Source organism: Nocardia sp. 852002-51101_SCH5132738 (assembly GCF_001665695.1).
GTDB classification, from domain to species: Bacteria; Actinomycetota; Actinomycetes; order Mycobacteriales; family Mycobacteriaceae; genus Nocardia; species Nocardia nova.
Genome location: NZ_LZML01000129.1, coordinates 23,110 through 34,261 on the forward strand (window position 1 = coordinate 23,110; position 11,152 = coordinate 34,261).

At 63.8% G+C, this 11,152-nt stretch carries 10 protein-coding genes; 4 read left to right on the forward strand and 6 right to left on the reverse strand.

Going from position 1 to position 11,152, the window contains the following annotated elements; all coding sequences use genetic code 11:
* Positions 1 to 60: 60 nt before the first annotated feature.
* The 5 genes from A5789_RS18900 to A5789_RS18920 all read right to left on the reverse strand — a co-directional run bounded on the left by A5789_RS18900 (position 61) and on the right by A5789_RS18920 (position 5,422).
* A complete protein-coding gene (locus A5789_RS18900) occupies positions 61 to 1,125 on the reverse strand; it encodes a BtrH N-terminal domain-containing protein (RefSeq protein WP_064907146.1) in 1,065 nt (354 codons plus the stop codon).
* Between the two features lie 45 nt (positions 1,126 to 1,170).
* Positions 1,171 to 2,007, reverse strand: a complete 837-nt coding sequence (locus tag A5789_RS18905) for an SDR family oxidoreductase (protein WP_064907145.1) — start codon at positions 2,005 to 2,007, stop codon at positions 1,171 to 1,173.
* A gap of 481 nt (positions 2,008 to 2,488) precedes the next feature.
* A complete protein-coding gene (locus tag A5789_RS18910; RefSeq protein WP_064907144.1) occupies positions 2,489 to 3,691 on the reverse strand; it encodes an NAD(P)/FAD-dependent oxidoreductase in 1,203 nt (400 codons plus the stop codon).
* The gene (locus A5789_RS18915) at positions 3,688 to 5,076 is read right to left on the reverse strand and encodes a cytochrome P450 (RefSeq protein WP_064907165.1); all 1,389 of its coding nucleotides are present in this window, start codon (positions 5,074 to 5,076) and stop codon (positions 3,688 to 3,690) included. Before A5789_RS18915 ends, A5789_RS18910 begins: the two co-directional genes overlap by 4 nt.
* A gap of 25 nt (positions 5,077 to 5,101) precedes the next feature.
* Positions 5,102 to 5,422: a 2Fe-2S iron-sulfur cluster-binding protein gene (locus A5789_RS18920; RefSeq protein ID WP_064907143.1), complete on the reverse strand. Its 321-nt coding sequence runs from the start codon at positions 5,420 to 5,422 to the stop codon at positions 5,102 to 5,104.
* Positions 5,423 to 5,535: 113 nt separating this feature from the next.
* On the opposite strand from A5789_RS18920, the gene A5789_RS18925 reads away from it, so the two are divergent.
* Positions 5,536 to 6,540, forward strand: coding sequence for an AraC family transcriptional regulator (locus A5789_RS18925; protein WP_064907142.1), 1,005 nt, complete (start codon positions 5,536 to 5,538; stop codon positions 6,538 to 6,540).
* A gap of 312 nt (positions 6,541 to 6,852) precedes the next feature.
* Here the strand turns inward: A5789_RS18925 and A5789_RS18930 are convergent, their stop codons facing one another.
* Entirely contained in the window at positions 6,853 to 7,371 is a 519-nt protein-coding gene (locus A5789_RS18930) for an STAS domain-containing protein (RefSeq protein ID WP_082940807.1), read from the reverse strand.
* A gap of 1,263 nt (positions 7,372 to 8,634) precedes the next feature.
* Between A5789_RS18930 and A5789_RS18940 the strand changes: the two genes are divergently transcribed.
* The 3 genes from A5789_RS18940 to A5789_RS18950 all read left to right on the forward strand — a co-directional run bounded on the left by A5789_RS18940 (position 8,635) and on the right by A5789_RS18950 (position 11,134).
* On the forward strand, positions 8,635 to 8,877 hold the full coding sequence (locus tag A5789_RS18940; protein WP_064907139.1) for a hypothetical protein: 243 nt from the start codon (positions 8,635 to 8,637) through the stop codon (positions 8,875 to 8,877).
* Positions 8,878 to 9,509: 632 nt separating this feature from the next.
* Positions 9,510 to 9,638 carry a hypothetical protein gene (locus A5789_RS38295; protein WP_255401992.1) on the forward strand — a complete coding sequence of 43 codons (129 nt, stop codon included), beginning with the start codon at positions 9,510 to 9,512 and terminating at the stop codon, positions 9,636 to 9,638.
* A gap of 965 nt (positions 9,639 to 10,603) precedes the next feature.
* Positions 10,604 to 11,134 (forward strand): transposase, encoded by a 531-nt coding sequence (locus A5789_RS18950; RefSeq protein WP_064907137.1) that lies wholly within the window; start codon positions 10,604 to 10,606, stop codon positions 11,132 to 11,134.
* The last annotated feature ends 18 nt before the right edge of the window (positions 11,135 to 11,152 follow it).

The window sequence follows — 11,152 nt, forward strand, 5'->3', positions numbered from 1 at the left end:
GTGCGAGTGCGGTCGAACCGACGGCGGTCCATCGGACCGTCCGAGTGCCCAGGGGTGCGATCAGCGACTCGCGGCCGTCAACGAACTAGACGCGAGCTCCAAAGCCGCCACCAACTCCACCTCGACCTGTGGCAGCCGACTGGCTGCCAGGGCCACAGCGTCCAAGCGAGCTCGCACGTCAACATCGCGCTGGACCCCGGCACGGGCTGTCTCGGTCCATGCCTGCGCACAACGGCTGGCGGCTTCCGCGAGGTCCGCGCTGGGGAGATCACCGGTCAGTCGTGCGACCTCAGCGCACCCTTCGGCAAGCAGGCGCCGGAAGAGCCCGCCACCGGTGCCCGCCTTCTCGATGAAGGCACCGAGGCTGAACAGGAGGACCTCCAGATGGTTATCGGGAAGGCTGCCCCAGGTCCCGATATCGGCGACCAATTCTTCAACGGCGGCCATGCCTTCGGCGCCGCCTGCGGCGGCGGGACCGGCAATGGTCGCCCCGAACGGCGAGCGCATGTTGTTCGCGGACTGCCGGAACGCAGCCGCTGCAGTATCGGTGATCGCGGGCAGATTCTTCGGCCAGATAATGCGATACGTGCAGTGGCGCGTGGGTTGCGGGAACGACGTCGAACACCTTGCCCGCGCCAGCGCGTCAAGTGGGACCTCCTGCACCTCGGCCCGGTCGTTGTCCACGACGAACGCAACACCCGTCTCCTCGTCATAACCGATCACGACAATGTCGTGGCGACTCATCTGCAGGCGGACTCTCAGATACGGGAGTTCGGCAATGTCAGCCCACACCAGGCTTGGCCGGCCAGCATCGACCTCGTCGCGAACCCAAGACCACCCCTCGCTGGGATCGTCGGTCGTGAGGACCTGGACCTGCCCGCCGAGCCGACGGGGTAAGTCGACTTCGAAATCACCGCCTCGTCCCACCAAATACAGCGGCGGCACGAGGTCAGTGGATCGGAGGTAAGACAACCCCAAGGCACCGCCGAGTGTGAAGACCAGGCCCTCATCGGGCGGCCCGCCCCAGCCCAGACCATGCCAGTGCATTAGATCTCGCATCGCCCCCGAGCCACAGTGCCCTCCCATCCGATGCGGGTAGTTCTGGATTAGAGACGTACTGGGCATCTGACTTCCTTACGGCTGGACCAACGAGCGGATGTGAAGGCGCGGTCAGTTGTTGCGGATCCGGTCCAGGTAGACATGACGAGCCTCCATGTCGACGTCGTCGAGGAACACCGAATCGGTGCCCAGAGCCTCGCTGAGCCGAGCAGCAAGCTGTCTGGGAACGAACTTCATCGCCGCCACCATGGCGCCGGCGAGACGAGTGACCCGCACGAACGCCCGTGGACTCTCGATCAGATCGGCTGTCGCTCGCGCAATCTCCTCCGGTTCAGCGTTGCGCAAGCCCTTGGCTCCAGCTGTCCCGGCGACGAGTTCAGTGTTGGTGAACGTGGGCCGGACTGTGGACAGCTGCACCCCGGACTTGCGGTACTCCTGGCGGGCCGCATCGGTGAACCCGATCACCGCGAATTTCGTGCCGCAGTAGGTCGCTAGACCGGGTACCGCGAGCTCGCCGGCCAGCGATGCGGTGTTGATGATGTGGCCGGCACGTCGCGGCAGCATCCGTTGAAGTGCGAGCTTGGTGCCGAAGATGACGCCCATAACGTTGATCTCGACCTGTCGGCGAGTCACCGTGTCGTCCTCTTCGTGAGCGTGCCCGGTGGGCATGATACCGGCGTTGTTGATCAGCACATCGAGAGGCCCGAAACCCTCCTCTACGAGGTCGAGGAAGTCACGGAAAGAGCCGGGGTCGGTCACGTCGAGACGGGTGACAACCTTGACCCCGAGTTCGGCAGCGGCTTCGTTGGCACGGGCCTCGTCGATATCGCCAATGGCAACCCGATGGCCTCGTCGCATCAACTCCTTCGCGGTGTGGTATCCGATTCCTCGAGCTCCGCCAGTGATAGCCACGGTTTTGGCGGCAGTGCGTGGGCGGTACGTCGTCACTTGCTGTTGTCCTTATTTCAGGCCGAGACACTGCCGCAGACCGCGGCCATTGCCGCGCGCAACGCTTCCTCAGCGATGGCTATACGCCAGGTGGCGTACGGACGGGTACCCCGTCGTGTTTCTTGCCGACACAGGACTTCGTGGCTCCGTCATCGTCTGGTCCAGCACTACATGATTTGCCCGTAGACACCGCCGAACCGCGAACTATTAGGCCGCCTTCCATCCGCTATGCGGAAAGCTGATGGGGGGAAGTTGCTGAAGGCGTCGTCGATGTTTGACCACGCCGACGTCCATTCGTTGGGCGGCCCCGCTGAGTGCGAGGGATCAGGGTCCACACCGTCGCCGACGGCCGTGTGGTGAGCCATCAGCCAAGCGCATGGCCTCCTCTGCCCGGGCAAGAACCGGGCGACGTTCGTCTCGACATTCTGTTGAGATGCGAGCACCCGCCGTCGTCTATCAGCCTGGATGATGGCGTGTCATCTCATGACGAGCCGACGGGCACGAGCTCGGACCAGTCGACGGGGAGATTCTGAGCGATGACGCGCTTGCTGAACATGAAGTCGCGGGGTCGGTTGACGCAGTCCGCGGCGATGAGTTCCCCGGAGCGGAGGTAGAAGCACGTGAAGTCGCGGTCTCGTTCGGGGTCTCCGCTGAGGACGACTTCGTCGTATCCGGTGTTGAGGCCCGCGATCTGGAGCTTGAGATCGTATTGATCTGACCAGAACCATGGGAGTGCGGCGATCTCCTTGTTCTTCCCGCAGAGCGTCGCGGCGGCGACCTTGGCCTGCTCGCCTGCGCTCGCGACGGACTCGAGCCGTATTCGACGGCCGTAGCGGGCCATGTCGTGGCTGGCGCAGTCCCCGGCGGCCACGATGTCGGGGGCACTGGTTCGTGCTTGGTCGTCGATCACGATGCCGTTGTCGACGGCCAGGCCAGCGGCTGCGGCGAGCTCGGTGTTGGGCTCGACGCCGATGCCGACGATGACGAGGTCGGCTGATATTGATTCGCCGCCGACCAAAAGGACTTCACGAATGCGGCTGTCGCCGGACAGTGCCTCGACCACGGCTCCGGTCCGGATGGTCACCCCTTCACCGTGGTGGATTCGGGTGAAGAATGCCGATACTTCGGGTGCGGTGACCCGTCCGAGGACGCGTTCGGCGGCCTCGAGCACGGTGACTTCCAGGCCCAGTGCACGCAATGAGGCTGCGGTCTCCAAGCCGATGTAGCCCCCGCCGATGATCACCGCTCGTCGCCCGGCCCCGGCGACTTCTCGAATCGACTCGGCGTCTGCGGCGGTGCGCAGATAGTAGATACCTGGGAGGTCTGCTCCCGGCGCAGTCAGCCGTCGAGGGCGCGCACCGGTGCACAGGGCGAGCTTTTCGTAGGGCAATGTGTCGCCAGTGTCCAGCAGGAGGTGCGCTGCCGAGCGATCGATCGACCGTACCGTCGCATCCAGAAGGCGGATCCCCTGCTTGGCGTAGAAATCGGGCATGCGGATCGCGAGAGCGTCAAGTGTGCTCTTGCCTGCGAGATAAGCCTTCGACAGCGGCGGCCGATGGTAGGGCGGCACCGACTCATTGCCGATGAGGACGATCTCGCTGGTCCAGCCTTCCTGGCGGAGACTGGTCGCGAGTTGGGCCCCAGCATGGCTGGCTCCGACGACCACAGCTCGTCGCGAGGTCATGCGCTCTGCCTCGGGGTGAGCTGGACCATCATTTTGCTGATGCCCCTCACGAAGTTCGACTGCACGTACTCCGGCTCGCCGACGACCTCGATGTTCTCGAAGCGAGGAAGCAGCTCCTCCCAGAGGATCCGCAACTGGAGCTCGGCGAGCCGGTTACCCATGCAACGGTGGACGCCGAACCCGAACGAGATATGATTTCGTGCGTTGGCCCGGTCGATGATCAGCTCATCGGGTCGCTCGAAGACGCTTTCGTCGCGGTTGCCCGAGGCGTACCACATCACGACCTTGTCACCCTTGCGAATGAATTGGCCGTTCAGCACGGTGTCGGTCTTGGCTATCCGGCGCATATAGGCCAGCGGGGTTTGCCACCGGATGATCTCCGACACCATGTTGGGGATCAGGGCGGGGTTCGCCTTCAGCTTCTCGAATTGGTCAGGGAACTGGTTCAGCGCAAGAACACCACCACTCATCGAGTTTCGGGTGGTGTCGTTGCCGCCGACGATCAGTAGCACCAAGTTGCCCAAGAACTCCATCGGACGGTCGATCAGGTCCTTGGTATTCTTGTTGCCCTGCAGCAGGGTGATCAGGTCGAAGCCGGGTTCCTCCCCGGCAGCAGTGCGGGCAGCCTTGTCGTGCCATAGGGCGCTGAGACCTCGCGCCATGTCGACCATGCCGCGGAACACCTCGTCGTTGTCGGAGGGGCCGCCGTTGGCTTGCTCCATCGAGCTTGCGAGGTCTGACCAGTAGACGAGCTTGCGTCGCTGTTCGTACGGGAAGTCCAGTAGTGTCGCGAGCATCCGCGCGGTCAATTCGATCGAGACGCTCTGTACCCAGTCGAACGGCTCATCGACGGGAAGGTTGTCAAGTACCTCTCGGACGCGCGATCGGATCAGGCCCTCCATCTCACGCAGGTTCTTCGGCGCGACCACACCTTGGACAGCAGACCGCTGCAGGTCGTGTCGTGGCGGGTCCATCGCGATGAACATCGCGATATCCATGAAACGGGGCGGGGCTCCGATGATGATGAACGGCTCGGCCGAAAAGACCTCGTGGTTCTTGTCGACCGCAATGATGTCGGCATGCCGGGTAACGGACCAGAACGGCCCGAACGGACTGTTCGGCTGATAGTGGACCGGAGCCTCGTTGCGCAGACGCTCGTAGTAGGACCGCCAGCGTCCTTGGCGGTACAGGAACGGGTTGCTGAGATCGACCTCAGCGAGCTCGACGTCCTCGACTGGCGGGATCGGGCTTTCGACGAAGAGCTTCTTCCCGTCGGTCCCCGTCACCCATCGCAGGGTCCTGTCGTATAGATGCGCACCCCGGATCTGCAACTCCATCGGGATAGTGGACTGAACCTTCTCGGTGATCCCGCCAGGAATCTTCATCATGTCTGATCGTTTTCTCTCGTTGTCACATCTGGAACTCGGGCAACTGGACGGTTAGGCCGTCCCACGCCTCGGAGACGGCCATCTGGCAGGAAAGCCGGGAGGTCGGTTGACGTTCGGGGTTCATCGCGAGCATCTCCTCCTCATTGGAGCCGGACGGCCCCACCGTCTCCGACCACTGCGGCTCGACGATCACATGACAGGTTCCGCACGCGGCCTCTCCTCCGCAGTCGCCATCGATACCTGGCACCGCGTTATTTGTCGCGACCTGCATCAACGACTGGCCTTCGACCAACGACGCTGCGTGCTTCTCGCCGTCGTGACTGATAAAGGTGACAACTGCCATGACCAAACCTCTCGGTGCTAATACTTGTTAAGAGTCTTGTCGGCGATGCAGGCTGCGGCTATGGTTACTGGAGCCAGATAGTTGTGAATTTGGCTCAGCCGAAGGGGCAGCCAGTGAACAGCCACAGCAACGCGGGCGTTCCACCGCTGGCGTTCGTCCAACTTCTCGAGAGCCAAGCGCTCGGACCGGACGCCACCGCCCGGTTTCGTCACATCATGGCTCGTGAGGGAACCGTCGAGGCGGCACTGGTCAAACGTGACGTTCAGGTGCCGTTGCGATGGTTTCGGGAGGTCTACCCAGACCTCGACGTCGATCAGGCAACGATGCTGGGATTGTCGTTCGCCGAGCAGGCCCAGCTGACATCGTTCGGGCCGCTGAGCGTGCCACTGGTCAGCGCTGGCTCGGTGGCTGAGATCGTGGAGCTACTCGCTTTTCTGCCGTTGATCTCAACAGCCCTCAGTCCCCTGTTTCATCCGAGCGACAACGGCCTGACCGTGGTGCTCACCGGACACACCAGCGATCCTGGTCTGGATTACCTGGTCGTCACCTATGGCGGATCGGCCCTGCTACGGCTACTCGACATGCTCACCGGCGAGATGTCGACCGTCACCCTCCATCTGAGCTGGCCGGCGCCAGCGTCCCACACCCGCCACCAGGAAGTGCTCGCCGGACGCCTGTTTTTCGACGCGCCCGCGTCCTTCGTCCACATTCCCGCTGACACGCTCAAAGAGGTTTGCCGTTTCGCCGATCCTGTCGCGTATCGACTCGCCATCGCCGATCTGCAGCAAACACTCGATCACCGAAGCGGAACCACGTCGTTCTCCGACAAAGTGAGACGACTACTGGAAGAGGACCCCGCGCAGACAGGTAGTCACTCGGTCGCAGACAAGCTCTGTGTATCCACCAGCACACTCAAGAGACGCCTCTCCGACGAGGGAACCACTTTTCGCGAATTGCGCCAGACATTCCTGCGGGAGCGCGCGATGCTGCGTCTCCTCGACGGATCAATGTCCGTGAGCGAAATCGCGGGGGATCTCGGATACAGTGACCTCACCAACTTCTCTCACGCCTTCAAGCGATGGACCGGCCGCTCTCCAAGCAAGTTCCGACACGCATAACGCGGTTCCGACACGCATAACGCGATTGGTGAGTTCGGCTGCTGCTCGGCCCGATACCTGGCTGGAGGGCCCGCCTGGTAGAGACCCCCACCGGACCGGCCCGCCCGGCAGAGTGCGTGCGCTGTGGGATATCGCCACTGCGGATGTGTACGCGAGGTCCCGTCACAGCCGCTCCCGCAACCTCTTCTCGCTCTCGTCGATCGCCGGCCGCCAGCCATTGCACCGACCATGATTGCCCGGCCATCCGGCAGGAACGGCGTTCGGACACCTCAGGATGCCAGCCTCCCTCACGGGCGATCGAGACACTGCCAGTCAGGATCGGCCGACGTACACCTTCTCGTAGCCGATCAGTCGCGCGGCATGCTCGACTCCACTTTGCAGATCGGCGAAGGTGGTCATCTCGCTGGTGTGGGCTCCTATGTCGACGAGCGACCGCGCGACTTCGGCGGAAAGGCCCGTGAATACAAGGGTCGCACCCATCAGACGGCATGTGCTCACCGTGGCGATGAGGTGATTGGCCACGACTATGTCGATCGGAGGCAAGCCTGTGATATCCACAACGACGGCCTTCGCCCGTGCGGACAAGATGCTGGCCAACAGATGCTCGGTGAACGTCAGCGCGCGCCGCGCATCGAGCCTTCCGACGACCGGTACGATCAGCAGGCCCGGAAGCAAGCACAAGACCGGGGTCGGCAGGATGCCGCAGCAACGGGTTCGTAGGTGAGCTCGTTGATCCAGGAGGGGATCGGGCCCAGCAGCCGCTTCGGATAGTGCGCGGTAACGGTGGAAGGCATCCAGCCCGTCCAGGAAGCAATCAGCCTGCGTACACACCCCCGCCCCTGATTCACGCCCGCCAATAGCTCGCGAGGCTGGCACAATCGATGCAACTGACGTACTCGTAATCGTCTGCGCCACATGGGAATAGCAAGATTGAAATGGAAGTCTCGTCACCAGATCGCCGGTCTTGCATCCCTCTGCCCTTGGATAGCAGGCCAGGCTTCGCCGCCGCCTCACCCGTCGCCGACGCCGCCGAGTTGGCCTGCACTCGCCACGCCACCCTGCACATCACCTGCGTCCACCACCCCATCAACACCCGAACCCTCGGCCCCGACCTCGACGGGCTGCGCGGCGCCACCCCACCGACACCGTCCTCGCCACCACCCACGGTGGACCCGCCATCGAAACCCACACCCGCGCCGCCGCTTCATCGAGACCATCCTCGTCCGACTCGCCCGCAAAGCCCCCCTGCGACATCCTCATCATCCGCACCCCTGGGCAGCCTTGTCCGTCGACCCGGGTCGATCGTCTCGTTCAAGCCGTCGACGGCAGCCAACGATGACCGCGCGTCAGTAGCCACTACCCCAGATGCTGCTCGGACCGTGCAATGAACGCAGCAGGTTCATCGGACCAACGGGCTTGGATCGCGGGCAACGGAATCGGCGATTGTTCGATGCCGTCCACTGCCTTCGCCTTCCCGTTCGGACTTCGTGCGGATCGACGCTGATACAACAAGACAGGCAGCAAGTCAACGCTCAAAGCTGTTGCTATACAGCGTGATTCATGCCTATTGGCGAAGTAGATCCCTACGGTTGGGGAGATCCCACTCCGAGGGCGGGACCTCCCCAACCGTGTTTCGCGGCGGCATAGGGCGATGCCGGTAGCCGATCTCGCAACCGAGATCATCAACCTCTCTGAACAGTGACGGAAGCTCCGGACCCCTTCCGACGCCGCCGCGTCGAATGATCCAAACCGGCTCTGCGACAATCGATCCTGCCTCTGCCTATACGAACTCGTTCGTCGGCACGCCACTCAAGAGACAAGTGGCCCTCACATCACACGGACCCACGACTCTGCGCAGGACGGCCGCGCGAGTTCGGCTCCACCACAAGGACATCGGATTTCTTGCCGGGCACCGAGCATCGAGGGCGCAGTTCGGTTACGGTCGCGATCTCCAGCAGCCGGAGGCAGGGAAATAGACTCCGCTGCGCCCAGCCTGGGAGTAAGATCTGATTTAGTTGGGTTTTCCAAGTAATTCCGTCGGCGGTGCCGTCGACTCGGGCGACACCGCAGCCGTTCGCGGCCGGAGGTGAAGCGATGATCCACTGGAGTTGGCGCGAGTTCTACGGTGGGCTGCTGGACGTCGGGCAGTTTCTGGCATGGCAGTTGCTGTACGGGCTGGTTCTGACCGGGGCCAGTTGCTGCGGCGTTCTCGCCGAGTGCGTCCCGTTGCGCAACGAGTTCCCACCATTGCGATGGCGGCGCCTGAACGAGGCCCGGGATGCGGCCCGCGGGATCCATGAGATCGAAGCCTTCCTCGCCGTCCATACGGCGCAATAGCCCACGCCCGGAACCGATCACACGCGGGTGAACCCGAGCGCGGCCATTGCCGTCCGGTCGATGCACCGCGCTGCCACACGCATCGCCGACCAGACTGCTCGCCCCCCCTGCGCGTCAGCATGGTCCGCCCCTCGTGTCGATCGAGACCGCTGCTGTCCAAGGCGAAGCCCGCCTGGGCGCGGGCTATTGCGTCCGTGAGCATAGTCGTCCTCAAGCAAGTAGCTGTAATAGCCAAATCGATAGGGTCTAGCAGGAGCCCGCTCATGGACGCTGCTGCCCACGATCCTGGTCCCAACGCGACGCTGGAGGGCGCCGATCTTCCAGGCGCGCAATTGGTCCGGCTCGTGCGAGCGATCCGCAAGGCCAGATATCGCGTGATCGAGCACGGGCCCGAAGGTCTCGAACAGCTCGCCTACGATGCGGCGAACCCCTGCCCGGCGTCACCATCACCGACCCGCGCTCCGAGGTCGTCGATGCGCCCATCACCGACGCGGACGGCAACTACACCTGCCAAGGCGTCGAGGCCGGAACCATATCCTGGTCGCGTCGGCCGCGAGCACATGCGGCCCACCGCCACCACGCTGGTCATGCCCGAAACCGGGCCTGCTGCGCCACGATCTCGAACTCACCCCATGGCCGTGCTGAGCAGCACCGTGTGGGCCGACGGCCAGGTGGTGCCCCAACGCCAAGTCACCGTGCTCGACGACGCCGGCATCCCGTCGGCACCGCCCGGACCGACGAGCACGGCCGCTACACCCTGACCGACCTCGCCGAAGGCGGCTACACCGTCGTTGCCCGCGGCTATCCCCGGTGACGAGCCGCGTGAGCGTCAGTGGCGGCGAGATCGACCGCCCGGTCGAACTCGGCTACGACGTCGAACCCCGGGCACGGCACCGGACTCGAACCATCCACGGAGACATCATGACCGGCCTGACCGCCAAAATCCTAACCACGAAGGCTGGCCCAGCCCGGGCGCGGTGCTGACCGTCACCGACTTCAATAGACACCAGCTCGACCGCACCGAAGCCGACGCGACCGGCACAACCACCACCGCAGTTCTGCCCCCGGCATGCTCACCGCCGTCGTGACCGCACCCGGCCACCAGCCAGTCGCCCACATCTCCGCATCCGGCACCGGCACGGTCGGCGAGATCCAGCTCAAACCTGAGGCGAACGCCGTGGCCACACCACCGCCAGGTCCGTGGATCATCGACCCTGCACGCTCCACGGTCATCGCCACCACCCGGCACCTCGCATCGGCGGAATCAAAGCCCGGTTCGCAGAAGTCAGCGGACGGCTCATAATCGCCGAGGTCTTCGGCAAGCATTTCGGATCAACTCACGCCAGACCGGCGTATTTCTTCTGGTTCCATGTTCACCGGTTCCCCCCTCCCAGTGGAGAGCCTAGAAGAAGAAGCCGATCCAGCCCCCGCCCGGATTCGCTGTTATGGTGCATGACAGCCGCGAATCGCAAATCCGATGGGGCAATGGTGATTCCGACCTCTGGTGCGGCACGGTGCCCACCGGTGCGGCACGGCACGGGAGAGGCGCGGATCGGAGCACCCGCCGCACGGTTCGGCACGCTCGCAGCCCGGACCCCTCCCCGCCCCTATCTTAGCTTGAGATTTATCCTCCGGCTGATGAGGCGGGCGGTCGGTCTCACAGTTTGCGAAGTCCTTGGCTGATGATTCCTCTTGCAATAGAACAAATCTCATCCCGAGGACTTCGATGTTCAGTGTGCATGATCCCGGCTCCGTGGCTGCGCTCGAAGAGCTGAGGATGTTCCGTGAGGACTTCTACTTCTGCTTGAGCAGACGGGCGGACGCGTTGTTCGAGCTGGTGGACGCGGTGTTGTGCGGGCAGGGACCGGTCGCGTCGTTGGCCGGGTTGTCGCTGGTGCCCGAACATCGGCGCGGACACGGCGCGGTCTACGACGCGCTCAACTGCGGGCGGGTCGAGATCGCCCGGCTGCGTACGACACTGGCGGGGTTGCCGTTGCCGCGTGCCGCCGACGGGCGACTGGTGTTGGCGGTCGATGTGTCGTCGTGGCTGCGTCCCGACGGGGTGACGTGCCCGCAGCGCTGTTTCTGCCACACCTACGGCCGCCGCGTGGGTGAGCACCAGATGGTGCCGGGTTGGCCGTACTCGCTGATCGTGGCCCTGGAAACCGGACGCAGTTCCTGGACCGCGCCGTTGGACGCGAGGGTGTCACGAGAACCGTGTAAGTCCGAAGCTAGTTCGGTACTAAATCTATTCTAGCACAATGGAATTCGGTTC

Coding starts and splice junctions, on each gene's coding strand:
- A5789_RS18900 (WP_064907146.1), bottom strand. CDS start 1,125: ATGCCCAGTACGTCTCTAATCCAGAACTACCCGCATCGGATGGGAGGG.
- A5789_RS18910 (WP_064907144.1), bottom strand. CDS start 3,691: ATGACCTCGCGACGAGCTGTGGTCGTCGGAGCCAGCCATGCTGGGGCC.
- A5789_RS18915 (WP_064907165.1), bottom strand. CDS start 5,076: ATGAAGATTCCTGGCGGGATCACCGAGAAGGTTCAGTCCACTATCCCG.
- A5789_RS18920 (WP_064907143.1), bottom strand. CDS start 5,422: ATGGCAGTTGTCACCTTTATCAGTCACGACGGCGAGAAGCACGCAGCG.
- A5789_RS18940 (WP_064907139.1), top strand. CDS start 8,635: ATGATCCACTGGAGTTGGCGCGAGTTCTACGGTGGGCTGCTGGACGTC.
- A5789_RS38295 (WP_255401992.1), top strand. CDS start 9,510: ATGGCCGTGCTGAGCAGCACCGTGTGGGCCGACGGCCAGGTGGTGCCC.
- A5789_RS18950 (WP_064907137.1), top strand. CDS start 10,604: ATGTTCAGTGTGCATGATCCCGGCTCCGTGGCTGCGCTCGAAGAGCTG.